Origin of the sequence: Streptomyces sp. NPDC041068 (assembly GCF_040647455.1) — a bacterium.
GTDB lineage: Bacteria > Actinomycetota > Actinomycetes > Streptomycetales > Streptomycetaceae > Streptomyces.
In genome coordinates this window covers 290,098-315,539 of the sequence record NZ_JBEZCG010000005.1, presented here as the reverse complement: position 1 = coordinate 315,539, position 25,442 = coordinate 290,098, and the positions used below count along the sequence as shown (strand labels likewise).

The 25,442-nt window shown below is 71.4% G+C and carries 22 protein-coding genes; 11 read left to right on the top strand and 11 right to left on the bottom strand.

What is annotated here, in order from left to right; all coding sequences use genetic code 11:
- The first annotated feature begins 37 nt into the window (after positions 1 to 37).
- The 6 genes from AB0B50_RS13840 to AB0B50_RS13815 all read left to right on the top strand — a co-directional run bounded on the left by AB0B50_RS13840 (position 38) and on the right by AB0B50_RS13815 (position 4,376).
- Complete coding sequence (locus tag AB0B50_RS13840) at positions 38 to 781, top strand: GAF and ANTAR domain-containing protein (RefSeq protein WP_362329915.1); 744 nt, start codon at positions 38 to 40, stop codon at positions 779 to 781.
- A gap of 76 nt (positions 782 to 857) precedes the next feature.
- Positions 858 to 1,643, top strand: a complete 786-nt coding sequence (locus AB0B50_RS13835) for an ANTAR domain-containing protein (RefSeq protein ID WP_362329912.1) — start codon at positions 858 to 860, stop codon at positions 1,641 to 1,643.
- A 326-nt stretch (positions 1,644 to 1,969) separates the two neighbouring features.
- A complete protein-coding gene (locus AB0B50_RS13830; RefSeq protein ID WP_362329909.1) occupies positions 1,970 to 2,251 on the top strand; it encodes a DUF5994 family protein in 282 nt (93 codons plus the stop codon).
- Positions 2,252 to 2,455: 204 nt separating this feature from the next.
- Positions 2,456 to 3,433 (top strand): acyl-CoA desaturase, encoded by a 978-nt coding sequence (locus AB0B50_RS13825; RefSeq protein WP_362330423.1) that lies wholly within the window; start codon positions 2,456 to 2,458, stop codon positions 3,431 to 3,433.
- Positions 3,434 to 3,477: 44 nt separating this feature from the next.
- Positions 3,478 to 4,005 (top strand): DUF5994 family protein, encoded by a 528-nt coding sequence (locus AB0B50_RS13820; RefSeq protein ID WP_362329906.1) that lies wholly within the window; start codon positions 3,478 to 3,480, stop codon positions 4,003 to 4,005.
- A complete protein-coding gene (locus AB0B50_RS13815) occupies positions 4,002 to 4,376 on the top strand; it encodes an STAS domain-containing protein (RefSeq protein WP_362329903.1) in 375 nt (124 codons plus the stop codon). Before AB0B50_RS13820 ends, AB0B50_RS13815 begins: the two co-directional genes overlap by 4 nt.
- On the opposite strand, the gene AB0B50_RS13810 is transcribed toward AB0B50_RS13815, so the two are convergent.
- The 3 genes from AB0B50_RS13810 to AB0B50_RS13800 form a co-directional block, all read right to left on the bottom strand.
- A complete protein-coding gene (locus AB0B50_RS13810; protein ID WP_362329900.1) occupies positions 4,318 to 5,481 on the bottom strand; it encodes an acyl-CoA desaturase in 1,164 nt (387 codons plus the stop codon). The two genes, AB0B50_RS13815 and AB0B50_RS13810, sit on opposite strands and share 59 nt — an antisense overlap.
- 176 nt (positions 5,482 to 5,657) lie before the next feature.
- The gene (locus tag AB0B50_RS13805; RefSeq protein WP_362329897.1) at positions 5,658 to 6,707 is read right to left on the bottom strand and encodes a ferredoxin reductase; all 1,050 of its coding nucleotides are present in this window, start codon (positions 6,705 to 6,707) and stop codon (positions 5,658 to 5,660) included.
- A gap of 335 nt (positions 6,708 to 7,042) precedes the next feature.
- Positions 7,043 to 7,651: a hypothetical protein gene (locus AB0B50_RS13800; RefSeq protein ID WP_362329894.1), complete on the bottom strand. Its 609-nt coding sequence runs from the start codon at positions 7,649 to 7,651 to the stop codon at positions 7,043 to 7,045.
- 816 nt (positions 7,652 to 8,467) lie between these two features.
- Here AB0B50_RS13800 and AB0B50_RS13795 point away from each other — a divergent pair.
- Together AB0B50_RS13795 and AB0B50_RS13790 are read left to right on the top strand one after the other, a co-directional pair.
- Positions 8,468 to 12,550: an AAA family ATPase gene (locus AB0B50_RS13795; RefSeq protein WP_362329892.1), complete on the top strand. Its 4,083-nt coding sequence runs from the start codon at positions 8,468 to 8,470 to the stop codon at positions 12,548 to 12,550.
- Positions 12,551 to 12,901: 351 nt separating this feature from the next.
- Positions 12,902 to 13,666: a glycosyltransferase gene (locus AB0B50_RS13790; protein WP_362329889.1), complete on the top strand. Its 765-nt coding sequence runs from the start codon at positions 12,902 to 12,904 to the stop codon at positions 13,664 to 13,666.
- 7 nt (positions 13,667 to 13,673) lie between these two features.
- Here AB0B50_RS13790 and AB0B50_RS13785 read toward each other — a convergent pair whose 3' ends face one another.
- A complete protein-coding gene (locus AB0B50_RS13785) occupies positions 13,674 to 14,597 on the bottom strand; it encodes an FkbM family methyltransferase (protein WP_362329886.1) in 924 nt (307 codons plus the stop codon).
- A gap of 69 nt (positions 14,598 to 14,666) precedes the next feature.
- Complete coding sequence (locus AB0B50_RS13780; RefSeq protein WP_362329883.1) at positions 14,667 to 15,884, bottom strand: amidohydrolase family protein; 1,218 nt, start codon at positions 15,882 to 15,884, stop codon at positions 14,667 to 14,669.
- Positions 15,885 to 16,084: 200 nt separating this feature from the next.
- Here AB0B50_RS13780 and AB0B50_RS13775 point away from each other — a divergent pair, with 200 nt between their 5' ends.
- Both AB0B50_RS13775 and AB0B50_RS13770 read left to right on the top strand, forming a co-directional pair.
- Positions 16,085 to 16,531, top strand: coding sequence for a DoxX family protein (locus AB0B50_RS13775; RefSeq protein ID WP_362329881.1), 447 nt, complete (start codon positions 16,085 to 16,087; stop codon positions 16,529 to 16,531).
- 147 nt (positions 16,532 to 16,678) lie between these two features.
- Positions 16,679 to 17,215, top strand: coding sequence for a hypothetical protein (locus tag AB0B50_RS13770; protein WP_362329878.1), 537 nt, complete (start codon positions 16,679 to 16,681; stop codon positions 17,213 to 17,215).
- Positions 17,216 to 17,234: 19 nt separating this feature from the next.
- Here AB0B50_RS13770 and AB0B50_RS13765 read toward each other — a convergent pair whose 3' ends face one another.
- The 5 genes from AB0B50_RS13765 to AB0B50_RS13745 all read right to left on the bottom strand — a co-directional run bounded on the left by AB0B50_RS13765 (position 17,235) and on the right by AB0B50_RS13745 (position 23,701).
- Positions 17,235 to 19,496 (bottom strand): hypothetical protein, encoded by a 2,262-nt coding sequence (locus AB0B50_RS13765; protein ID WP_362329876.1) that lies wholly within the window; start codon positions 19,494 to 19,496, stop codon positions 17,235 to 17,237.
- A gap of 82 nt (positions 19,497 to 19,578) precedes the next feature.
- The gene (locus AB0B50_RS13760) at positions 19,579 to 20,331 is read right to left on the bottom strand and encodes an ANTAR domain-containing protein (RefSeq protein ID WP_362329874.1); all 753 of its coding nucleotides are present in this window, start codon (positions 20,329 to 20,331) and stop codon (positions 19,579 to 19,581) included.
- Between the two features lie 37 nt (positions 20,332 to 20,368).
- Positions 20,369 to 21,217, bottom strand: coding sequence for a GAF domain-containing protein (locus tag AB0B50_RS13755; protein ID WP_362329872.1), 849 nt, complete (start codon positions 21,215 to 21,217; stop codon positions 20,369 to 20,371).
- Positions 21,218 to 21,245: 28 nt separating this feature from the next.
- Complete coding sequence (locus tag AB0B50_RS13750) at positions 21,246 to 23,108, bottom strand: CheR family methyltransferase (protein ID WP_362329869.1); 1,863 nt, start codon at positions 23,106 to 23,108, stop codon at positions 21,246 to 21,248.
- Positions 23,105 to 23,701, bottom strand: a complete 597-nt coding sequence (locus tag AB0B50_RS13745; RefSeq protein ID WP_362329866.1) for a chemotaxis protein CheB — start codon at positions 23,699 to 23,701, stop codon at positions 23,105 to 23,107. The genes AB0B50_RS13750 and AB0B50_RS13745 overlap by 4 nt, the downstream gene beginning before the upstream one ends.
- Positions 23,702 to 23,908: 207 nt before the next feature.
- Between AB0B50_RS13745 and AB0B50_RS13740 the strand changes: the two genes are divergently transcribed.
- Positions 23,909 to 25,000, top strand: a complete 1,092-nt coding sequence (locus AB0B50_RS13740) for a methyltransferase (RefSeq protein WP_362330420.1) — start codon at positions 23,909 to 23,911, stop codon at positions 24,998 to 25,000.
- On the opposite strand, the gene AB0B50_RS13735 is transcribed toward AB0B50_RS13740, so the two are convergent.
- Positions 24,945 to 25,442 (bottom strand): Lrp/AsnC family transcriptional regulator (locus AB0B50_RS13735; protein ID WP_362329863.1); only part of this gene is annotated, 498 nt, incomplete at its 5' end. The genes AB0B50_RS13740 and AB0B50_RS13735 overlap by 56 nt on opposite strands.

Here is a 25,442-nt window from a genome sequence, read left to right as displayed (position 1 = left end):
AGGGTGGCCCCTGATCACTCTTGGAGGTGGGTGGGGTATGCCTGAGCTGCCGCGTGAGGAGCAGTTGGCGGCCGCGTTCGTCGACCTCGCCGACACCTTGGTGCGGGACTTCGACGTCATCGGATTCCTGCACACGCTCGCCGAGCACTGCGTGGCCCTGCTGGATGTCGCGGCAGCCGGAGTCCTGCTCGCCACTCCCGGTGGCCAGCTGGTGGACGCCGCCGCATCGGACGAGCGCACCCGCCGGCTGGAACTGGCCAGCATCGAGTGGGACGAGGGCCCCTGCCGTGACTGCTTCCGGACCAGGAAGCCGGTTCCCGACGTACCGCTGGCGACGCGGGCGGCCGAGATGCGCTGGCCCCGGTTCGCGCCGCACGCCGTCGAGGTCGGTTTCACCTCGGTCGTGGCGGCACCGCTTCGGTTGCACGACCAGGTGATCGGCGCCCTGAACCTGTTCCGGGACCGGCCCGGACCGCTGGGCGCCTCCCAGTTGCGGCTGGGGCAGGCGCTGGCCGACACCGCCACCATCGGCGTCCTGCAGCAGCGGGCGGTGAGCGAACAGATGACAGTGACCACACAGTTGCAGGCCGCCCTGGACAGCCGCGTCATCATCGAGCAGGCCAAGGGCTACCTGGCGAACCGCCTCGACACCGACGTCGAGGAGGCATTCACCCTCATGCGCAGCTACGCACGCAATCACCGGACGCGGCTCACCGAGATCGCCCGCCAGGTCTTGCAGGGCACGGCCGACGCGTCCCTCCTCACCCGGCGCGATCGGTGAGGCGTCGGCCCATCGGTGCTGACTGGTGGGCCGACCGCCGGATGGTCCGCTTCGCGCCCGAACGGGGGCGACTTCGGTGACTCATCCGGTGATGGCCGACTACCTGCGCACCCTCAGCTCCCACACAGGCCCCGGTCTGGCACCGCTGCCCCTTGAGGCCTGCGCGGACATGCTGGGCCTGGACGGCCTGGGCCTGCTGCTGGCCCCGGGAGACAGCCGGGGCGAACTGGTGCAGTCCTTCGGTGAGCGCACCCTCGCGCTGGAGGACCTGCAGCAGGTCCAGGGCCAGGGCCCGAGTCTCGACGCCGCCCGAAACGGCGCACTGATACTGCTGCCCGACGTGGCCGACACCTCCGCGTTCGCCACCGCCCGCTGGCCCGGCCTGCCCGGCGCCATGGAACCTCTGGGCGTACGCGCGGTGTTCGCCTTCCCGCTGCGCATCGGGGTCATCGCGCTCGGCGCCCTCACCGGCCACCGCACCCGGCCCGGCCCGATGTCCACCGGACAACTCACCGATGCCCTCGGCCTGGCCGACACCATCGCCCAGATCGCCATCACCACCGCCGCCCACACGGAGCAGCCGTACACTCCGCTGCTCGACGAGCCCGGTCTCCACTTCGCCGAGGTCCACCAGGCCACCGGCATGCTCGCGGACCAGCTGGCCACCGACTGCGACCACGCCCTGATCAGGCTGCGCGGTTACGCCTTCAGCCACGACCGGCCCCTCCTGGACGTCGCGCGTGATGTACTGGCCCGCCGGCTGCGCCTGGACGCAGACGGAGACGACGCAGACGGAGACGACGGAGACGGATACGACGGAGACGGATACGACGGCGACGGCGACGGCGACGGCTCGACCTGACGCGCGTGTAGCAGAACGGCATATTCGCCCGCAGTTCTTCGGCGTAACCCCCCGGGAGACGAGTGCGGCGCGCCATCCTTAAGTGCCGACCCAGACCCGTTGGTGACCGGTCCTCATGGACATCCACCTTCGAGAGGGTCGCCGTGGCTGACGCGAAACCACCCTGACCTCTGACAAGTCGGTGCCGAACCGTCGTGGCCGGACGGGAGGCAGGAGTAGGCTCGTATTCACCGAGAGCGTTTCGTGACCGGCTTTCCCTGCCGGTATCTCTCTGGATCGATAGCACCGGGCCCGGACACCTTCGGTTCCGGGGACAGGTCGACGCCATGACGGTGATCACCGCACGTCTTGCGCATCCTCCATCCGGTGTTCCCGTCTCCGACCCCGCACCGGCCCGGTTCCCGCTCAAGCCTCCCGACAAGGTTCGCTTCAACGGCCATACGGTCGAGGTGGGTTGGGACCCCGAAAAGCAGGACACCCGCCAACTGCGGCTGCTCTCCTGCCGAGTGGGGCGATGGGACCTGGTGGTCGTACCACCCGGGACCGACGCCGACGCGACCGCGCCGCGGCGCAGGGCCACACTGCCCTGGAAGAGCCGGACGGCATGACGCGGAACGACCGCACCTGAACCACCACCACAACAACACACCCGGCCCCTGACCCCGGCCGCGTTCCGGACCGAGGTCAAGGAGCCCCACGTGTCCACCAGTTCTACGCTCTCCCAGGATCCGTCACGGGATCCGTCACGGGACCCAAAACAAGATCCGTCACAGGGTCCGTCACGAGATCCGTCGCGAGATCCGTCACGAGCACTGTCTCAAGCGCCCTCTCGGGGAGCCGAATCCGCTCCGTACGACGGGGCGTCCCCCTTTCCCGCCGACGCAGGGCCACCGGCGGAGCGCGGCGGCGGCGAGCGGCTGTACGTCGCCGTCACCGCGGCGATCGTCGTCCTTCCGTTCCTCGCGCTCGGCCTCTGCGGATGGCTCCTGTGGGGAAGCCTCGTCCACACCACCGACGTCATCCTCGCTCTCGTCCTCTACACGGTCACGGGCCTGGGCGTCACGGTCGGGTTCCACCGCGGTCTCACCCACGGCGGTTACACCGCGGCACGGCCGGTGCGCATCGCGCTCACGGTGGCCGGGTCGATGAGCTTCCAGGGAGACGTCATCGGCTGGGTCGCCACGCACCGCCGGCACCACGCGTTCACCGACCGCCCCGGCGACCCGCACTCCCCGTACCGTTACGGCACCCACCTGCGCGGACAGCTGCGAGGTCTGGCCCACGCCCACGTCGGCTGGCTGTTCCGCAACGACCCGAGCCCGCCGGAGCGTTACGCCCCCGACCTGCTCGCCGACCGTGACATCCGCGCGGTGTCACGGGCGTTCCCCGCGCTGTGCGTGCTCACCCTCGCGCTGCCGTTCGGCCTCGGGTGGGCGATCGGCGGCACGTGGGTGCACGCCACAACCGCCCTTCTCTGGGCGGGGTTTGTCCGCATCGCCCTGCTCCACCACGTGACCTGGAGCGTCAACTCCCTGTGCCATCTGGTCGGGGCACGCCCTTTCCGGACCCGGCGCCATGACCGGGCCACCAACCTGTGGCCGCTGGCCCTGCTCTCCTTCGGCGAGAGCTGGCACAACCTCCACCACGCCGATCCCACCAGCGCCCGCCACGGCGTCGAACGCGGCCAGATCGACCCCTCTGCCGCCGTCATCCGCCTCTTCGAACGCCTCGGCTGGGTCCACGACGTGCGCTGGCCGACGTCGGCCCGCGTGGCCGCACGCCGCGCATGACCTCGCAGTAACCGCACGCCACCTTCCCCGCAAGGGAGATCACCATGACCGCCACCCTGCCCCCACATCCCCGCCCGCATCACCTCGCCCGGCTGAACCTGGCCCCTGCCGACGGCGGGCCCCGCAGCATCGACGGCGTCTGGTGGCCACACACCGACGACCTGGTCACCGAGCTGCCCCTCATGCTGCACGCGCTGCCGCACACCTGGGCGCGGATCGTCCACGTCACCGTGAGCACCGCCATGTGGTCCGCCTTCCCCGGCCGGATGCTCTGCGCGGGCCATGTGCTCCACCTGCACGGCAGCAACGCCCTGCACGCCCCCGCCACGGCCTGCCTGCTCGCGCCCGGCGCCGGGCGGTGGGACCTGTTGGTCGTGCCGCACCAGACCGAAGAGGCGGAGGCACTGCGGCTGTTGGCCTCCGCCACGGCCGCTCCCTCCGCCACGGCCGCTCCCTCCGGCACAGCCATTCCCACTCCCACTCCCACTCCCACAGCCACAGCCACAGCCACAGCGGCCCTCTCCGCTGCCGCCGCCCTCTCCGCCTCCGTCCCTCTCTCCGCAGAACGGTGAGCCCTCACCCCGGCCCGCCGGAACCGACCGAACAGCCCCTTCCGCCCGCCCTGTTCGAGCACTGCCGTGTGGTCCGCGCGGACGGCGAACTGGACCTGACCACCGTGGAACCCCTGGCGCGTGCCCTGCGCCGAGCCCGTGCCGGGACCGGACGGCTCTGCCTCATCGTGGACCTGAGCGAGGTGACCTTCGCGGACGGAAGCATCCTGGGGCCGCTGAGCGAGGCGTGGACCGACTGCCGGGCGCGGCGCGGCTGGGTCCGCGTCGTCTACACGAGTCCGGCGACCCGTCTGCTCTTCCGGGCCGGCGGCCTCATCGACCGCTTCCCTGGCTACGCGAGCGCCCAGGACGCCTGGCAAGGGCCGACGTGACGCGCGCCGCGTACCGGCCGGCGGCGGGCGGCGCGGCGTGGCGCAGCACGCGGCCCCACATCGACGCGTACTGGCGCCACAGCGGGCCGGTGACGTACGGCAGTCCGTGGCGTGCGCATATCTCCCGTACGCGCGGGGCGAGTTGGGCGTACCGGTTGCTGGGCAGGTCGGGGAAGAGGTGGTGCTCGATCTGGTGACTGAGGTTGCCGGTGAGGACGTGCAGAAGGGGGCTGCCCTCGATGTTGGCGGAGCCCTGTATCTGCCGCAGGTACCACTCGCCGCGCGTCTCGCCGTCCAACTGGTCCTCGGTGAAGGTCTGTACGTCACCGGGGAAGTGGCCGCAGAAGATGACCGTGTGCGCCCAGACGTTGCGGGCGCCGTTGGCCGTGAGGGTGCCCAGGAGGCAGGGCAGCGCGGACGGGCCCGCGAGGAGCGGAAACAGGACGTAGTCCTTGGCCGCTTGGTGAACCGCCTTGCGTGCCACGCCTGATGCGTCGCGGAGGAAGGCGCCTACGCTCTTGCGGCCCTGCGCCACGGCGTCGGCCTCCAGGTCGTACAGGGCGATGCCCCACTCGAAGACGGGTGCGAGCAGGGCGGTGTACAGCGGCTGGAGCAGATGGGCGGGGCGCCAGGGCTGGTCCGGGCTCATGCGCAGGATCGTGTAGCCGAGGTCCCGGTCGCGGCCGACGACATTGGTGTACGTGTGGTGCAGATGGTTGTGGGTGCGTTTCCAGGCGTCGGCGGGGGCGGCGAAGTCCCACTCCCAGGTGGTGGAGTGGATCGCCGGGTCACCCAGCCAGTCCCACTGGCCGTGCAGGATGTTGTGGCCCAGCTCCATGTTCTCCAGCGTCTTCGCGACCGCGAGCAGGGTGGTGCCCGCGATCCAGGCGGGTGGGAAGAGGGACACGGCGAGCGCGGCCCTGCCGCCTGCCTCGCAGCCGCGCTGGACGGCGATCACCGTACGGATGTAATGGGCATCGTCCGCCCCGCGCGCCGCGACGATCTCGGCGCGGAGCCGGTCGAGTTCGCGGCCCAGTTCTTCGATGCGGTCGGCGTCCGGCGGCACGGGCGGCGGTTCAATGGGGGCGGCGGCGGTCTCCATCATGGGGTCTCCTCGGGAGCTCGGACGTCTCGCGATCTGGCGTCTCACGGTCTGACGTCTCACGGTCTGACGTCTCGTGGTCTGACGTCTCGTGGTCTGACGTCTCGTGGTCTGGCGTCTCGCGGCCGGATGCCATGCGGTCGGATGCTGTGCAGTCGGATGCCATGCGGTCGGATGTCTCAGAGGTCGAGGACGAGGGGGCCCGCGGCCGCGTTGACGCAGGTCTGGATCAACTCGCCCGGTTCTCCGCTCACTTCACCGGTACGCAGATCGCGCACCCGCCCGTCGACGAGCCGGGCGAGGCAGCCGAGGCAGAGGCCGCGACGGCACCCGTACGGCATCGCCACACCCGCCGCTTCGCCGACCGCGAGCAGGGGAACGGAGGCCCCCGCCTCCGTCTCCACGCCGCTGCGTCCGAACCGCACCGGGCCGCCGACCGTGCCGTCGCCCCCGGGCGGCAGGGGCGCGAGCCGGAAGCTCTCCATCCGCAGCCGTTCCCGTACGCCTGCTGCCGCCCAGCCGCGCTCGGCCGCGTCGAGCAGTCCGGCCGGGCCACAGACCCAGGCGTCCCTGCGGCGCCAGTCCGGGCAGAGCGCGGCGATCCGGTCCGGGGTGAGGCGGCCGTCCGTACGCGTGTGGACCAGGTGGGTGGTCAGCCAGGGCGACCGGGTCGTCATGGAGGCGAGTTCGGTCCGGAAGAGGCACTCCTCGGGCCGCGGGGCGCTGTGCAGGAGCACGGTGTCCGGCGCGGGGCCACGGCGTCGGGCGAGCGTGCGCAACATGCCCATGACGGGGGTGATGCCGCTCCCCGCCGTCACGAACAGCAGCCGGTCGGGCAGGGGCCGGGGCAGCACGAACTCGCCCTGTGCGGGGCCGAGTCGGAGCACCGTGCCCGGCCCGGTCCGGTGGGCCAGGTGCGGGGATACGCGACCGCCCCTGTGCGCCTTCACCGTGATGGTGACCGCGGCGGCTGCCGGTGAGGTGATCGAGTACGTACGCCAATGTCGTACGCCGTCGATCTCGACACCGACCGGCAGATACTGCCCGGCCCGGTGCCCGCCCCAGCCCCGGCCCGGTCTGATCACCAGCGTGGCGGCCGCGGGGCCTTCCGGGAGCACTGCGGTGACCCGGCCCGCGGGGTGCCGTGCCGACCACAGCGGATCGAGCAGGCCGAGGTAGTCGTCCGGGGAGAGCGGGCTGGTCAGCCAGGAGAAGGGATTCACGGACACGCGGGCGCACCTCCCCTGCGGGGTTGGTCTCCGGTCGGCTCCCCGTCGGGGGCCGGTCTCCGGTCGGCACCGTGACGCGGCGCCCGCCGTCGTCGCCGGGCCGCCAAGGCCGAGCGAAGCACACCGCGTGGCGGACCACACCGCCGCCGGGAGGCTTTGCGCCATGCGTCGCACCGCCGCTGCCAGCGGGGACGTGCCGGTGCCCAGGACGCGGCACGGGGGACGCGGGCGAGGGATGGCCCGATGGCGACGTCGCCATCGGGCCGCGGCACGGCCGGGCGGTCACGGGTCGAGGCCGGAACCATTCACAGGTCGAGGACCAGAACCGGAACCGTTCACGGGTCGAGGACCAGAACCCGGTACGGGTCGCACGGCTGGACCCCGCGGGGGGCGACCGCGACGTCCCGCCACCCCCAGGACCGCAGTGCGTCCAGGGTCGGCCTGTCGGACCGGGCGACCACGGTGATGCCCGTGGCGTTCCCGTGATCGCAGAGGAGGCGCCGCTGCAGCCGCCGGGCCAGGTTCCACTCACGGCTGAAGTGCTGCCGCCGCACGCCGGGCGGCACGACGATCTCCCGTATCGCGAAGAGCCGTGCCCGGACGGGAAAACCGTAGGCACACGCCGTCATCAGCGGGTCCTCCGCGACCAGCAGGGCGAACCCGGGGCGCCGCATGTCGTACCGGAGGCGGCGCAGGAAGGCGTGGCCCAGCTCGTCCCACTGCCAGGGCTCCGTCCCGGAGTTGGCCGCGTACAGCTCGCCCAGGTCCTGGAAGCGGTCCGTGATCTGGCACCGGGTCAACGGGCGCAGCTGCTCCGCCTCCACGGGCGAAGGGCTCTGCTGCCGTGCCGGTGGAGGGGTCTGCCGCGGCGCGAAGGGAAGCGTCTGCCGCCGCGCGAGTGGACGGATCTGCTCGCGGGGCGACCGCAGCGCGTGCTCTGTCATGAGGCGAACCCTGCCCCGGGCTCCGTCCGAGGAGCGGGCCCGGCGTCGTCGATCGCCGAGAACGGCACGGGCGCCGGAGCCGATGCCGAGGAACCCTCGGTGCTCTCCACGGTACTCCCGGCCGGGGCGGCCCCCGCCGGGCCGCGTCAAGCCATCGGCCAGGAACCGACGGTCCTGCTGTGCGCGCTGATCCTCGGGTTCGCAGAGCGGCTCGCAGAGCGGCTCGCATGCCGGTACGCAGAGCGGTTCGCATGCCGGTACCCAGAGCGGTTCGCATGCCAGTACGCATACCGGCTCGCATACCGCGTCGTATCGGCACCGGTCCCTCCCCTCGTGGGGACCGGTGCCGAACGACGGTCGGTGTCGATCCGCGCCAATATCGGAGTATCGGCTCGGATCAGGAAAAGTCCGGATCTGCAGTCGGTGCGAGAGCGGTCCGGACTTGACCGGGTCGACAAGTTCTTCGAGTTCTTCGAGCGCTTCCGAGAGTGCTTCTTCGAGTGCTTCTTCGAGTGCTTCTTCGAGCAGTCCTTCGAACGTTTCTTCGAGGTTCGGGTGACGGCATCGTCACCCACACTTCGTCACTCCGGCGAAAGCCGACCAAGAACGCGCGGCACCATGGGTCGTCCCCCGGAACGCCTAGCCGGGCCGCTGGCCTGCCATGACGCTGCGCGATCGGTTCACCACTGCGCCGCGATCCTGCCAGCTGCGGCTTCCGCCGAGGAGGTTCCGGTCTCATCCGGACCACTTATCCGCAGGTCAGCCGTATAAAGTGAGTTTTCCGGTCCGGATGTCCAGGTGCGGCGGAAGTGAGGGGTGGAGGCCTTGGGTTCCGACTCGGGGGCACGTACGGCCTTCGCGGAACGTCTCGCGCTGCTGTACAAGGAGGCCGGCAATCCGCCTCTCCAGCGGGTGGCCGAGTCGGTCGTCCGACTCCAGCGGGTCGACGAACGCGGGCGCCCCGTGCGGGTGTCCGCGCAGCGCATCAGCGACTGGCGGCGGGCCAAGAACGTGCCCGCGCAGTTCTGCGCGCTCGCCGCGGTGCTGCACGTCCTGATCCCCGAGGCGCGGCGCGAGCGGCCCACTCCGGTGTCCGCGGGGCTGTACGACCTGGCCCAGTGGCAGCTCCTGTGGGAGCGCGCGGTGGCCAACCCGGCCGGCGACCGCACCGCCGCCTCCTCCTCCGCCGAGAACGAGGCACGGCCGCGGACCGAGGCCCCCGCCATCCCCGGCGTGTGCCCCTACCGAGGGCTCGCCTCGTACCGCGAGCAGGACGCCCGGTGGTTCTTCGGACGCGAGCGGAGCACCGAGGCGCTCGTCGCCCAGCTCCGCGCGACGGAGAAGACGGGCGGTCTCGTCATGCTCGTCGGCGCTTCGGGGGCGGGGAAGTCCTCCCTCCTGAACGCCGGATTGGTGCCCGCACTGCAGGGCGGCGCGCTCAGCGGCGAGAACGAAACGGCCGGCCGGGTACTGCAGCTGGTGCCGGGTGCCGACCCCCTCGCGGAGCTGACCCGGCACATACCCGAGCTCGCGCCCGCCGTCGCCGACGTCAGGGACCCGGCGTCGGAGGGGTCCCGCGCCCCCCGGTTCGCGCACGCGGTGCGGGAGGCCGTCACGGCGTGGGCGCGGGGCGGGGGGTCCTCCGACGCTCGGCCGGTCGTCATCGTGGACCAGTTCGAGGAGGCGTTCACACTCTGCGCCGACGAAGCGGACCGGCGGGCGTTCGTCCAGATCCTGCACGCCGCCTGCTCGACCGGCCCCGGCCCCGGCCCCGGTGGCTCCGACGGCTCCGACGGCTCCGACGGCTCCGACGGCTCCAGTGACTCCGGTGACTCCGCCCCCGCCCTCGTCGTCCTCGGCATCCGCGCCGATTTCTACGAGCACTCCCTCGCGCACCCCGAACTCGCCGACGCCCTGCAGCACCGCCACATGGTGCTCGGGCCGCTGACCACCACGGAGCTGCGCGACGCGGTGACCGGGCCCGCCAAGGCCGTGGGTCTCGAACTCGAACCGGGCCTCGCCGAGCTGATCGTCCGCGAGGTCAGCACCGACGGGCCACGCGGCGCGCACGACGCGGGCGTGCTGCCGCTCCTCTCCCACGCGCTGCTCGCCACCTGGCAGCGACGGAAGACGGGCCGCCTGACGCTGGCCGGGTACCGCGCGGCCGGCGGGATCCAGGGCGCGGTGGCGGCGACCGCCGAGCGCGCCTGGTCCGGCCTTGACCCGGCGGCGCGCACGGCCGCGCGGCTGCTCCTGCTCAGGCTGGTCAGGCTCGGCGAGGACACCCAGGCCACCCGCAGGCGGGGCACACGGCGCCAGTTGGCGGAGGAGTCGGCCGACCCGGACAAGACGGAGGAGTCGCTGGAGGCGCTCGTACAGGCCCGCCTGGTGACGCTCGACGCGGAGACCGTGGAGATCACGCACGAGGCGCTGCTGCACGCCTGGCCCCGGCTGCGCGACTGGATCGACGACGACAGGAACGACCACCTGCTGCGCCAGCGCCTGGAGGAGGACGGCAGGGCCTGGGAGGAGTCCGACCGCGACACGGCGCTGCTCTACCGGGGGTCCCGTCTGGAGCAGGCCCGCGCCTGGGCCAGGTCCGACGGCGACACCTTCCTGACGCGGGGCGCCGTGGACTTCCTCGCGGCGTCGGCCAAGCTGCGCAGGCGCACGGTCCTGATCAGCCGGGGCGCGGTCGCGGCCCTGGTCGTCCTGGCGATGGTGGCCGTCGTGTCGGCGGTGGTCGCGTGGCAGCAGCGGGACGACGCGGTGTTCCAGCGGGTGGTCGCCGAGGCCGATCGCGCCCAGCACACGGACCCTTCGCTGTCCGCCCAACTCGACCTGGTGGCACACCGCTTGCGGCCGGAGGACCAGGCCACCCGGAACCGGCTGATATCGATCGTGAACGCGCCGCTCGCCACCCCGCTGCTCGGGCACACCGGCGCCGTCTACCTCACCTCGTTCAGCCCGGACGGAAAGCTCCTGGCCACCGCGAGCTACGACAGGACCGTCCGGCTGTGGGACGTGGCGGACCCGTCGAACACCAAGCGGCTGGGCAAACCCCTGACCGGACACACGAGTTGGGTGAGCAGCGCGGTCTTCAGCCCGGACGGGAAGACGCTCGCCAGCGCGTCGGACGACGGCACGATCAGGCTGTGGGACGTACGCGATCCCCGCCGTCCGCGCCCGCTGGGCAAGCCGTTGGCCGGACACGGCGGCGCGATCTACCTGGTGGCGTTCAGCCCGGACGGGCGCACGCTGGCCTCCGTCGGCGAGGACCGCACCGTACGCCTGTGGGACGTGGCGGAGCCGGGCGAGGCCAAGGCGATCGACAAGCTGACCGGGCACACGGCCGCCGTGCGCTCCGTGGCGTTCAGCCCCGACGGGAAGACGCTGGCCGCAGGCGGCGACAACGGCACGATCAGGCTGTGGGACACAGCCGATCCGCGGCGCCCGAAACCGTTCGAGAAGGTGCTGACCGGGCACAAGGGCACGGTGCACTCCGTGGCCTTCAACCGTGACGGCCGCACGCTCGCCAGCGGCGGCTCGGACGAGACCATCCGGCTGTGGGACGTGGCGGAGCCGGATCGCGCCGCGCAGCTCGGCGCGCCGCTCACCGGTCACACGGGCCCCATCTGGTCGGTGGCCTTCAACTCCGAGGGCACGAAGCTCGCTGCGGCCAGCGCGGACAGCACGGCGAGCCTGTGGAACGTCGGCGATCCCGCGCATCCCTCGCAGGTCGGCGAGCCGCTCGCGGGCAGCAGCGGAGAGATGTACGCCCTCGGCTTCAGCCCCGACGGGCGCACGCTCGCCACCGGCAGCGGCGACAACAAGGTCCGGCTGTGGTCGCTGCCGACGTCGGACATGATCGGCCGCATCGGCGCGTTCCGCCCGGACGGGAAGGTGCTCGCGACGGCCGCGCGGGACAACAGGATCCGGCTGTGGAACGTGCGGCGCACCGACCGGCCCGCGTTGCAAGGCAAACCGTTCGAACCCGGTGACGGGGACGTGCGGTCGCTGGTCTTCTCCCCCGACGGCCGTACGCTCGCGGCGCTCACCGGCAGCCACACGGTGCAGCTGTGGGACGTCGGCGATCCGGCGCACCCCGTCTCCCACGGTCCGGCCGTCACGCTGCGGACCCGGTTCGCGGGCCCGAACGCGCTGGCCTTCAGCCCGGACGGGCGCACGCTCGCGACCGCCCTGACCGATCGCACCATCCAACTGTGGGACGTCGGCTCCCCGGCGCGCCTGCGCCCCCTCGGCTCGGCGCTCACCGGTCACAAGGGGTACGTCAACTCCCTTGTCTTCGCGGCGGACGGGCGGACCCTCGCGAGCGGCAGCGCGGACGGCACCGTCCGGCTCTGGAACGTCACCGACCCGCGGCACGCCGCTCGGCTCGGCTCACCTCTCACGGGGCACCTGGGTCCCGTCAACACGCTCGCCTACAGCCCGGACAGCCACACCTTGGCGAGCGGCAGCGACGACGGCACGGTCCGGCTCTGGGACATCGCGGTGCCGCGCGAGGCGAAGCGGATCGGCCCCACGCTCACGGGCCACACCGACGCGGTCATATCGCTGACGTTCAGCAGGGACGGCGACGCCCTGGCGAGCAGCGGGAACGACAACGCGGTGCGGCTGTGGGACGTCCAGGACCCCGCGCGGGCCGCACCCATCGGCCAGTCGATGAGCCCCAACGCCAAGACCGGCGGTTTCCTGTCGTTCAGCCCGCAAAGCCACATGCTCGGGGTGTCGAGCGGCACCGATACCGTCCGCCTCTGGAACCTCGACACCGACGCGGCAATTCACCGTGTTTGCTCGGCCACACGGGGTGTTCTGACATCCGAAAAATGGCACGAGTATCTGCCACGTCTCGACTACGAGCCGCCGTGCGACGAGTAAGACGACCCCGCTACGTGATCCCGATCACAACTCCTGATTTCAGCCCGGTAGTTGATTCCCTTTGCCCGAGCAGCCTTGTTACTGTTGGGCACAGCCCGATCGCTGGTGCATCCCCCGTCGCCAGCGGTCGGGCATTTTCGTGATCTCGTCACGTGGCGGCGCTTTTTCGATACGGCGGAGCAAGTGGCCTGAATTTGCCAGGTGGACAACTTCCGCTTCCCTTGCGCCCCGGTCGGCCGACTATTTTCGTGACACGTCGGTGGTGGGGCCATGCACCGCGTCGATGGACCTTGAATATTGCCTCATTGCCGCTGGAGTAAGCCGGTCAGAACCCTGGAAAGGTGGTGAGCCGTGACCCGGCGCATCATCGTCGTCACCGCCGTCCACGCGCCGTCCGCGCGCTTCCTGCCCGACGCGTACGCGTCCCTTCGCGCCCAGGAGTTGCCGGGTGACTGGGAGTGGCGGTGGCTGATTCAGGAGGACGGCACGAGCGACGACGTCGCCCCGTACGTACCCGACGACGAGCGGGTCACCTTCCGGCAGGGGCGGCCCGGCGGTCCCGGCGTCGCCCGCACCATGGCGCTCGCCCACGCGGACGGCGCGTACGTGAAGGTCCTGGACGCCGACGACCGGCTCACCCCCGGCGCGCTGGCCCGCGACCTCGCGGCGCTCGAAGGCGACCCGGGCCTCGGCTGGGCCACGTCCCGGGCGCTCGACCTGCTGCCCGACGGATCGACCGTCGGGTTCCCCGGCGACCCCGGGCACGGGCCGATCGAACGCCATACGGTGCTCGAGCACTGGGAGGCGAACGACCACCGCGCGCAGGTCCACCCGGCGACGCTCTTCGTCCGGCGCGAGCTGCTCCTGGCGCTCGGCGGGTGGATGGCGCTGCCGGCATCCGAGGACACGGGGCTGCTGCTCGCGCTGAACTCCGTTGCCCGCGGCTGGTTCTCGTCCGAGGTGGGCCTCCTCTACCGCAAGTGGGAGGGCCAGGTCACCGGCCAGGCCCCGCACACGGACAGCGCGGAGCGGGACGCGCGGACGGCGGTGGTCGCGGCACGGGCGCGGGCGTTGGGCGGCTTGCGGTGGGGGTACGCCGGGGGTACCGGAACCTGAGCGGGATTCATACGAGGGTCTCCGCGTCGACCCGCGAGAACACCAGCTCCGTCTCCCCCACGACAGGACCCCGCCACCTCACCGGCGGTGCGGGGTTCCGCATGGCGTACGGGTAACCCCCCGCGGCGTAGTCGTTGCTGAGGCGGTAGGTGTGGAAGCCGTGCTCCCGCATGGTGTCCAGGAGTTCGTCGACGGAGTCGCCGAGTCGCGCCATGCGGTCGGGTGTGACCTCCACGGCGATCTCCGCGTCCGGGCGGAGCCGGCCGAGGGCGGGCCGCAGCCCGCGGACGACGCCGCCCTCCGCGCCCTCCACGTCGATCTTGATGACTCGGGCCCGGGAGATCTCGTCCGCGTCGAGCAGCTCGGCCAGCGGAACCGCCTCCCGCTCGAACGTGGACTCGGCGGGACCGTCGTACGGAACGATCGAGTTCGCGCCCATGTTGCGGGAGCTGGCGAGGACGAACGTCAGCTTCTTCCGGCCGTCCGACACGGCGGTGTCGACCGCGCGGATGTTGTCGCAGCCGTTGAGTTCGGCATGGCGTAACAGCCGTCGGTGGAAGTCCGGGGAGGCCTCGACCGCGACCACCCGGCCTGTGCTGCCGACCAGTTGGGAACCGAGGACGGCGAACACTCCTATGTTGGCGCCGACATCGACGAAGACATCACCGGGACGCAACCGGCTCCTCAGCCACCGCGTCATGTGCGGCTCCCAGCCCCCGAAGAGGTACAGATAGCGCTGGATCAGGTCCTGGGTGTCGACGGCGAAGCGGGCGCCGAACTCCACGTCGACGACCCGCCGCCGCGGGTGGTCCCGCAGCCGGGGGTTGAGGAAGCGGGCCGCGAGCGCGCTCTTGAACAGCACGCCCGGGGCCCGTCGCACATAGGACCGGCCCAGCGTGACCAGGGCCTCCGTCGTGGGGTTGCTCGACATGGGGTTGCGCATCCGATCGCCTCTTCGCAGGGAACAGGCGAACGATAACTCCGGGGTGCAGGTCGGCGGTCAGTTCCGGTCGAAGGGCAGATCGAGCATGCGGATCGCATTGCCCCGAAGCAGCTTGTACGCGACGTCGTCGGGCAGATGGCCCACGTGCTCCTGCGCGACCTGCTTCGTGTGCGGCCAGGTCGAGTCGACGTGCGGATAGTCCGTCTCGAAGGTCGCGTTGTCCACACCCACGGTCTCGATGGAGTCGACGCCGTGCTTGTCGCGGAAGAAGCAGCAGAAGATCTGGCGGTAGTAGTACGTCGACGGGGGCTCGGGGATCAGGTCCTTCACGCCGCCCCACGCGCGGTGCTCCTCCCACACGTCGTCGGCGCGCTCCAGGGCGTACGGGATCCAGCCCATCTGCCCCTCGCTGTAGGCGAGTTTGAGGCGCGGGAACTTCACGAGCACTCCGGAGAAGAGGAAGTCCATCATCGAGGCCATCGCGTTGTTGAAGCTCAGCGCGGCCTGAACGGCCGGAGGCGCGTCGGGCGACGCCGCGGGCATCTGCGACGAGGACCCGATGTGCATGTTCACGACCGTGCCCGTCTCCTCGCAGGCCGCGAAGAACGGGTCCCAGTAGCCGGAGTGGATCGACGGAAGCCCCAGGTACGTCGGGATCTCCGAGAAGGTCACCGCGCGCACGCCCCGGGCGGCGTTCCGCCTGATCTCGGCGACAGCGAGGTCGATGTCCCACAGCGGGATCAGACAGAGCGGGATCAGCCGGCCGCCGCTGTCGCCGCACCACTCCTCGACCATCCAGTCGTTGTACGCCCGGACGCAGGCGAGGCCGACCTCCTTGTCCTTGGCCTCGGCGAACGTCTGGCCGCAGAAGCGCGGGAAGGTGGGGAAGCAGAGCGAGGCCTCGACGTGGTTGATGTCCATGTCCGCAAGGCGGGCCTTGGGGTCCCAGCAGCCGCGCCGCATCTGCTCTCGCGTGATGCCGTCGAGGGTCATCTCGTCGCGCGAGAAGCCGACGGCCGCGATGATGCGCTTGTACGGGAAGAGGTCGCCCTCGTACTCCCACCAGTCGGTGATCTGGCCTTCCGGGTCCGTCGTGAACTTGTACTTGCCGCCGATGTACGCCAGCTCGCCGATGCCCGCGGTGAAGGGCTTGGGCCCGCGGTCGCGGTACTTGCTCGGAAGCCACTTCTCGAAGAGGTGCGCGGGCTCGATCACGTGGTCGTCCACGCTGATGACCCGGGGGAGTTCCTTGGTGCCGTCCTCGCTGCTGACCACTGCTGTGCCCCCTACTGCCTGCCGGTTTTCGCCACTCGCATCTGACGATCCATCAGATTCCATCGGATCGAGGTTATGGGCAGACCGGAACGACGGCAAGCGCCCATCCGGAACTCGCCCCCCTTGCGCTATCGGGGCCGATCCGGTGAACTGACGGCTCGTCAGATCGAGTTGAGGGTCGGGTTGAGGGAGGGCTCCCCATGCAGACGATGTGGCTGAGCGGCGCCGAGTGGGTCGCCGTGCTCCGGATCGGGCTCGGCCTGTGGTGGCTGGAGAGCTGGCGCCACAAGGACAAGAAGGAGTGGTTCGGCGGCGGCGGGATCGGCTGGGCCGCGAGCATCGCCGAGAAGCACCGGTGGTCCGCCGTGCGCAGCGGCTTCGACGTCGTGGTCAGGCCGCGCCCGCTGGTCATGGCCTACGTCGTCGCCTACGCGGAGCTGGCGCTCGGACTCGGCCTGATCGTCGGTTTCCTGACGCCGATCGCCCTGGTCGGCGGGCTCGTGCTCAACCTCATCTACTTCGTGCTGATGATCCACGACTGGGGCGAGCAGGGGCAGAACCTGATGATGGCGCTGATCTCGCTGATCGCGCTGGTCACGATGAGCTGGCAGAGCTGGTCGCTGGACGCGGCGTTGGGACTCTTCTGACCGTCTCTGCTGTCCATCTCAGTTCCGTCCTCTCGGTTCCGTCCTCTCGGTTCCGTCCTCTCTGTTCCGTCCGTCTCGGTTCCGTCCGTCTCTGTTCTGTTCGCGTCCGACGTGTCACCCTGCCGCTCACCTGACGAGGAGAGTGCGATGAGCGAACGCAACCACGACGAACTCAGGGCCAGTCACGCCGCGCGCGCCAAGAGCGCCGCGGCCCGCGCCGCCGCGGTCAGCCATTACATCGAGCGTTCCGAAGGGCAGTCGGAGGACAGTGGCGCGGAGGGGCAGAACACCGCCTGGAAGGCGGCCCACGCCGCCCGCGTCTCCGCCCAGGCCGTGGCCGTCCTCGCCGAGAGCGCCCCCCACCCCGCGGCCGACTCCCGCTGCGCGCGGAACGCCGCCGCGTCCGCAGCCCAGGCCGCGCAGATGGGGAAGCTCCACGACGACTCCGCCGAGCTCGCCGTCGCCGCCTGCGACGCCGCCCTCAAGGCATCGCAGGCCGCTTCGGACGCCGCGGGCCGCGAACACCTCGGTGAGGACGCCGAGTTGAACGCCCGAGCGGACGCGGCCGAGGCGGCTGCCGTCGCCGCCGCCGAACGGGCGGGATGGATGCGGCCGGGGCAGGACGTCGCCGAGGTGTCGACCGGCATGCGGAGCCCTGAACTGATGTCGATGATGCACCTCTGACACAGGCCAGGCCGGGCGGTCAGCGTTCCTTGTTGAGGGCGTCCACCGCCCCGCGCGCGTCGCCGATCGTGGCGAAGTCGACCGCGACGAAGTTCACCGGGCGGCCGCGCTCGCGCTCGCACCGGTGTGCGCGGTCGATGAGGTACTTGCGGGCGTTCACCACGGCCGCGTCCAGGCGGCTGCCGCCCGCGTCGGTGATGAAGTGGTTGAGCAGGAACAGCCGCTTGCCCGTGCCGCCGCGGTGCGGCACGCAGGACATCTCCTCGGGGGCGCGGAACGCGAACGGGGTCTCCATCGCGTACGCATAGAAGTTCCGGTACCAGGACGCGGGGCCGTCGGCCTGCTCGGCGAAGACCACGAGGCGGCGGTCCGAGCGCACCATGTCCCCGAGGGTGGGCCAGGGGCGGTCGGGGTCGGCGTCCGGGGTGAAAAGCAGCCGCTGCAGGCCCGCTTGGCGGAACGCCTGCTCGGTCTGCTCGCCGGTGATGGCGTCCTGGACGACCAGGGTCACGACGTCCCCGGGGTGGTCGTCGAGCCAGGACCCGATCCGCTTCAGGGTGTCGACCAGAGGGATCGCGCCCGCGCGGCACACGCCGTGGCACAGCCACAGGCCGGGGCGCGCGGGGTTGGCTGCCGCGATCAGGCCGGTGATCTGTTCCTTCAACGCGGGCGGGAACTCGGAGAGTTGCAGCCGCTGGGACACCTCGTCGGGCTTCTCCCAGGTGTAGGTGTCGATCAGCAGGCCGCGGGCGCCCGCGTCCAACTGGTCGATGATGTCCGGGTCCTGGAGCGGGCCGATGAACTTGTCCGCCGTCGTGGACATCGAGTTGTGGGTGGCGAGGAAGGCGACCTCGTCGTAGCGCTTGTCGCACAGGGCAGCCGAGCCCATGCACAGCTCACGGGCGTCCCGGCCGGCCGCCACCGGGACCAGGACAGCGCCCACCAGCGCGGCGGCCACCACGACGCCCACCGCCGTGCCCGCCACGGCGGTGCGTCGCCGGGGCGACCAGTCCGCGGCGCGGCGGCTCAGCCTCGTCCCGGCCAGCCACTCACGGACCCGCACGCGCCACCTCGGGTACCACTTCTCGTACGCGAAAGCCCCACCGATCAGCGCGAGCCCGGCCAGCAGCGGCAGGGCTGCCGTGACCAGCCCCACGGCGATCAGGGCGTCGGCGCCTCCGCGCTGCACGTCGTCGAGGAGGCGGCCCAGCGACGGCGGCCAGGAGGCGGGCGGCTCCGCCATCAGGCCGTCCACCTGCCCGCGCACCAGGAGGAGGGCGAGCGTCGCAAGGGCCCCGCCCACGGCGAGGCCCGTCCCCACCCTGCGCAGCCGCGAGGGCCACGACGGCGGCCCGGTGAGGGCGAGCAGCGCCACGGCCGCGAGCCCCAGCGCGACGGCCGCCCCCTGCACGACGCCGAGCGTCAGCCGTGTGAAGGCCCGCGCCTGCTTGACCGCGCCGAGGTCGGCGCCCGCCGCCTCCAGGTCGGGCACCACGTTCCAGCGGCCGTCGTCGGTGAGGGCGGACAGGTCCTCCGTGGCGTCGCGCTGCCGGTCGCCGAGTGCGTACGGGCCCACGGCGGCGAGCGCCGTCGCCACGTCGCCGGTCGCGAGGGCCGCCTGCACCTCGGGGCGCAGGGCGGCCCGCTCCTTCTCGGGCACCGGGCCCAGCAGCCAGTCCGTCGCCTTCCGGGCTCCCTCGGCGTCCAGGTGCAGCTCGGGCAGGGAGTCGGGGCGCCGTCCCGCCGCGATGTCGTCGAGCGCCCCGGTCAGCTCGCGCGTGAACGCGGGGAAGTCGGCCGTCTTTCGGCCCTGCACGGAAGCGACCAGGTCACCGAGGTAGATCTGGGCCAGGCCGCCGATGTTGGTCAGCACGGGCTTCAGGTCGACCGTGATCCGCAGCCGATCCTCGTCGCCGCGCAGATACCCCACGGCGTGGCCGATCTGCTCGTCCACCAGGGTGCGCAGGGTGGCGGGCGGCAGCACGTTCTTGAGGTTGGCCGTCACCTGGGCCTGCGGGACCGGGATCCTGCCGAGCAGGTCGCGGGTGACGCGGGTGGTGGCAGGGTCGACGAGCACCTCGTCGTAGAGCCGTTCGTAGGCGTCCTGTTCGTCCAGGACGCTCTGGTAGTACGCGCGGTTGAGCACCGTGCTGCGCGCGGTCCCCGCGAGAACCAGAACGAGCACCGACAGGGCCAGGACGGCGCAGGCGAGGTACCGCGTCCAGGGCCGCCACGCGCCGGGCGGCACCCGGCCTCGGGTACTGGCGCCGTCGTCGCTCACGCACCGATCATCCGCCGGTCCGGGCGGCTCGGCACGTCAGGGGCGGCTCTCGGGGTGCGCCGGAGGCGGCTCTCGGGGTGCGTCAGAGGCGCCTCTCACGCACCGGGGAGGACTCCTGGTGCAGGGTGAGGCGGCCGCTGATCACGTCCCGGGCGACGTCGTTCAGCAGACGGCGGTTCGCGCGTGCGTGGTCGCGGAGCAGGGTGAAGGCGCTGTCGGGAGGGATCGACAACCTGCCGGAGAGCACGCCCTTGGCCTGCTCGATGAGGACTCTGCTGGTGAGGGCGTGTTCCAGCTGGTCGCCCCGGACGCGGCTCTCGGAGATCTGGCGGTTCCGCTCCAGGGTGATGGCCGCCATGTCCGCCAGGGACTGTCCGACGCCAAGGACCGCGGCGGTGAGCCGTGACCGGCCGAGGAGGGTCAGGGAGCCGAGGCCGGGGAGCCGCTCCTCGGTCCGCAGCGGAAGCGCGGTGACCCGGTGGAGCCCCAGGGCTCCGGCACGGGCCACATACCGCGGCCAGCGGAGACAGATCACGGGGTCGGAGAACTGGGCGTCTTCCACAGAGGCGTTGGTGCCCTCACTGTCGTGCCCCGGGCCTTCCTCCCAGTCGGCCGCGTCCAGCTCGAGCCGGTGCATGGCCCGCCCCGAGCCCGCCACCTCGACGCCGTCCCGGGTGTGCACACGCACGGCGGCCGCCGTGCAGCCGTCGAGCAGGTCGACGCTGTGGTGCACGAGCAGGTCCAGTAGACCGGCTTCCCCCGCCGGGGAAGCCGGCAGGGACGCTCCTGCCAGGTCCACGAAGACGTCCGCGAGTTGCTTTGCCGATGGCGTCATGCCTGGCCCTTCTCCGTCGGATTCTTCGTCGGATGCTTCAGATGAGTTCGCCGGAGCCCGCGAGGACCCGCCGGGCGATGACGTCCGTGGACAGCCCTTCGGCGAAGGCTCTGGCCTTGATGAGGGACAGGGCGTCCTGGACGGAGACGCCCGTGCGTACGGAGTGGGCGCCCGCGGCCTGGTGCACGACGTCCCGGTGGTCCGTGTCCCCGTACAGCTCCGGATCAGGGTCGGGGCCGAGGAGGACCGTGTGGGTCAGCGCCTCGGCGACCTCGGCGCAGAGTGCGTACCCCATCGATTGCCGGGGTTCGTACAGCGTGAGGGCGCCGAGGCACAGGCTCATGGCCTCCAGCGGCACCGCGAGCACACACGTGAGCCCGAGCCCGACCAGCTCCGGGCCGTACCCCGGCCACCGTTCCTCGATCGCCGAAGGGCCGACGGCGCGGACAGGACCGCGGCGGTCCGTGGCGTCCCTGACCGGGCCCTCCTCCAGGATGAACTCCAGTTCCTGGGCGGCACGCGACATGTCGTCGGACGCCGCGACGGCCAGCTGGGACCGGTCCTGGCCCACCAGGGTGAGCGCCGCGCTGCGCGCGCGGCACGCCTCGGCGACCCCGGCCATGAAGAGCGGGCGCGGATCCTGCCGCCGCGACCACTCCGTCAGGCGGCGGGCATACGCCTCCTGGAGCCGCGCCGAGGAGAGGTGCCGGGCCGCGACCCGACGGTGGGAGTCGGCCATGGCCAGATGGATCTCGCGGCCGGACCGGGCGGCGATCAACTCCTGGTTCTCGGCGGCTTCTTCGGCGCGACGCGCCCGCTCGCGGGCACCGGCGGCACGTCGCCATGCGACGGCCGCGACGCCCACAGGGTTCTCGCCCCGGTTCATGACATCAGCGTACGCCGGTCATCGGATGTCAGCCGTCCAGTACCGGCTGTTCTTCCATCAGCAGCACGACCCCGCCCTTGTGGCCGTCGAAAGGCGTACACACGACGGCGCAAGTGATGGACCTGCCAAGGCGGTTGGTGGCCCGGATGCTGACGGGACCCGCGCGTTTGCCGGTGTCCAGGCACTCCTGGATGACGGGGTGCAGGGCGTCCACGGGCAGCCCGAAGTCGAGGTCGAAGAAGGCCTCGCCGACGGTCTCGTCCGAGCGGAGCCCCCACAGGTCGACCGCGCCCCGGTTCCAGCACTTGACCTCTTTGCTCACGTCGAGGACCACGACGCCGGCCGCGATGCTGCCGACCACACCTTCCAGGAAGGCGCGGGCCTCGTCCAGCTCCTCGGAGCGGACCCGCATCTCCTCGTTCATCGTCTCCAGTTCCTCGTTGCCCGACTGGAGTTCTTCGTTGGTGGTCTCCAACTCCTCGTTGGTGGACTGGAGCTCCTCGTTGGTGGTCTCCAACTCCTCGATGCTGGACTGGAGTTCTTCGTTGGTGGTCTCCAGCTCCTCGTTGGTGGACTGGAGCTCCTCGTACGCCGTCTCCAGGTCCTCACGCACCCTTTTGTTCTCGGCCTTGAGCTGCGTGGCCACGGTCACGTCGGTGAAGGTGATGTTCGTGGCGACCGGCAGGCCGTTGGCCCCCGTGAGGGGGTGGATGAGGATGTCGAAGAACTGCATGTCCGCACCGATCCGCCGCTGCACGCCGTTGACCCGCAGGGTGCGGCGCTCGTGCGTGGCCTGCTCGATGAGCGACCGAAGCTCCACGGGACGGTAGGAGATCTCCAGGTCCTGGAAGGGGCGTCCGACATCGGTCGGACTGATCCCGAACTGCGTACGCGCGCTGCTGTTGACCAGCAGGACCTGGCCGTCCGCGTCCACGGACACGGTCGGCGCCGGAATGCTGTCGGCGATCAGGTCGCGCAGCTGGCGGTGCCGGGCCGCCGTGCCGATCTCAGGACCGAGGGGCCGGGCCTTCAGCGGCGCCGGCTGGTAGGGCGGCCCGGCCTCGCCGGGGCGTCTGCGGAAGATGCGCTGGCGCATGCTGAGGACGTCGAACCGGTCGCCGTCGTTGAGCAGCATCTCGGCCTTGCCGAGGAAGAGGAACCCGCCCTCGCGGAGCGCGAAGTGGAAGCGGTCGATGATCTGGGTCTGCGCCTCCACGTTGAAGTACATCAGCGTGTTGCGGCACAGCAGCAGGTCCAGGCGGGAGATCGGGGCGTCCCGGGTGATGTCGTGCCGCCCGAAGATCACCCGGCGGCGCAGGTCGGGGCGGAAGCTGTACTGGGCCCCGTTCTGCTCGAAGTAGCGGTCCCGCAGCTCCGGCGCGAGGCGTTCGAGGACCTTGGCCGGATACAGCCCGGAGCGGGCGGCGCGCAGGGCCTCCTCGTCGACGTCCGTGCCGTAGATCTTGACGCGGTTGAGCGCCTCGTCCGCACCGAGCGCCTCGGCGAACATGATGGCGAGGGAGTACGCCTCCTCGCCGCTGGAGCAGCCGGCGCTCCAGACCCGGATCTCCTCGTCGGGGCCCGACTGGGCAAGCACCTCGGGCACCACCTCGCGCTCCATGAAGGTCCACGCGTCGGCGTCCCTGAACATGGAGGTGACATTGATCAGGATGGTGTTGAACAGGAAGCTGAACTCGTCCGAGTTCGTCTCCAGGCGGTCGCGGTAGTCCGCGTACGACAGGGCATCGATGTCGGCCATCCGCTTGTGGATGCGCCGCCCCAGCGAGGAGCGCTTGTAACCGGTGAAGTCGAAGCCGCGCGCATCCCGCAGGAAACCGAGCAGTTCTTCCAGCTCCTCGTCCGGTTCGGCGTCCGGGGCTTCGTTCATCATCGCCTCTTGGTCTCGACCAGTCCACGGATCACTGCGGCGATCTCGTCGAGAGGAAGAACGTAGTCCACTGCTCCCGTACCCACCGCCGCGGTAGGCATGCCATTGAATTCTGCCGTCTCCGGATCCTGGGCGATCACCGTGCCGCCGCGTGACTTCACCGCCTCCACTCCCATGGCTCCGTCGCTCCCGGTGCCGGTCAGCACGCACGCGATGGCCTGCGGACCGTATGCTCCCGCGACCGACTCGAACAGGAGGTCCGCGGAGGGGCGCAGGAAATGGACGAGTTCGGTGCTGGTGAGGGTCAGTACGCCACCGGGGCCGACCAGCAGGTGCCGGTCGGGCGGCGCGATGTAGACGGTGCCGGGCACCGCGACCTCGTCGTTCTCGGCGAGCTTGACGCGCAGGGCGGTGCGGCGGTCGAGGATCTCGGCGATCACGGTCCGGTGGCGCGGGTCGAGGTGCTGGACCATCACTACCGGCACCAGGAGGGCGTCGAAGCCGCTGATGATCTCCACCAGCGCTCTGATGCCGCCGGCGGAGGACGCGAGCGCCACGATGGCATAGCGGTCGGCCGAGGGCGTGTCTGCCGTCACGAGGGGAGCGTATCCGAGGAGGCTCGCGGGGCGGGCCCGCGGAACATTCGTTCAAGACAGGGGGTCCCGGGGCGGCGACGGTGGGGGCGCGCGGGGCACGCAGTGGGGTTCCCGTGCGGCCCGTACGACGCCGGAACGAAGGAAACGCCCGTGACGAAGACATCTACGTCAGCCAACACCTCGACGTCCGCCGACGCACCCGCCTCGATGGACACACCCGCCTCGGCGGAGGGCGACGGCCGTGAGCTGATCGCACGGCTCGCGTTCGGAGGCATGGCCGCGCAGACGCTGCGCGCCGCCGTGCGGTTGGGGGTGGTGGAGCTGCTCGGCGACGCGCCGCGCCCGGCCGCCGACGTGGCCGCCGACGCCGGGGCCGCACCCCAGCCCATGCTCCGGCTGCTGCGCGCCCTGACCGCCCTCGGCCTGGTGCGCGAGGACGCCCCCGGCTCCTTCTCGGTGACGCCCGCGGGCGCGCTCCTCGACCCGGGGCGTCCCGACTCGCTCGCGTCGTTCGTGCGGCTGTTCACCGAGCCGGTGGTGGTGCGCGCCTGGGAGCAGCTGGACGGCAGTGTCCGCACCGGCGAGATCGCGTTCGACGCCGTCTTCGGCACGGACTTCTTCAGCCACCTCGCCCAACACCCGCAGCTGTCGGCCGAGTTCAACGCGGCGATGAGCCAGGCCACCGCGGAGACCGCCGCCGCGCTGCCGCACGCCTTCGACTTCGGGCGGTTCACCCGGGTCACGGATGTCGGCGGGGGCGACGGGACGCTCCTGGCCGCGGTGCTCGACGCGCATCCTCACCTGACGGGCGTGGTCTTCGACACGGCGGAAGGGCTGGCCGAAACGCCGATCACGCTGGCGCGGCACGGGCTCGCGGAGCGCTGTTCCCTGAACCCCGGGGACTTCTTCCACTCGGTCCCCGGCGGCTCCGACCTCTACCTCGTGAAGAGCGTCCTGCACGACTGGACGGACGACCAGGTGGTGACGGTCCTGACGCGCTGCCGTGAGGTGCTGCCGCCGGACGGTGCGGTCCTGATCGTGGAGCCGGTGCTGCCCGAAGTCGTCGACACCGGCGCCGACTCCGCCGTCACCGACGGCGGGATCACCTACCTGAGCGACCTCAACATGCTGGTGAACGTGGGCGGCAGGGAGCGCACCCGCGGGGACTTCGAGGACGTGTGCCGCCGCGCGGGCCTGACCGTCACCTCGGTGACGCCGCTGGCGGACGCCGCGCCCTTCTCCCTCATCGAGGCGCGGGGGCAGGCACGGCGGGAGGGAGCGCGGGAGCCACGCGCTTGACCTCGCGCAGGGTGGGCGAGGTCTGGATGCTCTGGATGCCGGGGAGCCTGCCGATGCGCCCGTCGATGTAGTCGTACAGGTCGGCGGCGTCGCGGAAGATGCCGCTGGCGACGAGGTTCGCGTCGCCGGTGACGGCGGCGGCGAAGGCGATCTGCGGGTGGGTGGCGAGGGTCTCTCCGACGGTACGCAGATGAGCCGGGGTCACGTTCAGCCAGATCCGGGTGGCCATGTGGTAGCCGAGGAGCTGGGGGTCGAAGTCGACCGCGAGGCTCAGGGCGCCTTCGCCGCGCAGGCGGTCCAGGTGGCGCTGGACGCTGGAGGGTGAACGGTCGGCGGCCGCGGCGAGTTCGGGCAGGGTCGCGCGGCCGTCGCGGGCCAGTTCGGCGAAGAGGGTGCGGTCGGTGGCGTCCAGGGCGAGCGGGGCGTCGGGGGAGAGCGGGCC